At 67.7% G+C, this 223-nt stretch carries 1 pseudogene; it reads right to left on the bottom strand.

The features are described 5' to 3' along the window. Window positions 1–25: 25 nt before the first annotated feature. Window positions 26–223, bottom strand: a pseudogene (locus FD47_RS15600) (hypothetical protein); the annotation flags it as partial.

Genomic DNA, 223 nt, shown 5'->3' with positions numbered 1-223 from the left:
GTAGCCGAACGGTTCGGTGAGCCAGTCAAGCATGGTCCGCTTCTCCGTGTCCGTCGCGCGATTCCCGCGCCGTCGCCACGTCGCCGTAAAACACCAGCGGACGCTCGTCGTCGGAGAAGATGCCCACGTCCCGGCCGGGCTGGTCGTCCGTGTCGGGCAGCAGGAAATGCCGCAACATGCCGCCGAACGTGGCCTGCAGGTTGGCGCGGGTGAACACCTGGGC

The sequence above is a fragment of the Lentilactobacillus parafarraginis DSM 18390 = JCM 14109 genome (assembly GCF_001435895.1).
GTDB lineage: Bacteria > Bacillota > Bacilli > Lactobacillales > Lactobacillaceae > Lentilactobacillus > Lentilactobacillus parafarraginis.
The sequence above is the reverse complement of the archived record's forward strand: the minus strand, read 5'-3'. Positions and strand labels throughout refer to the sequence as shown.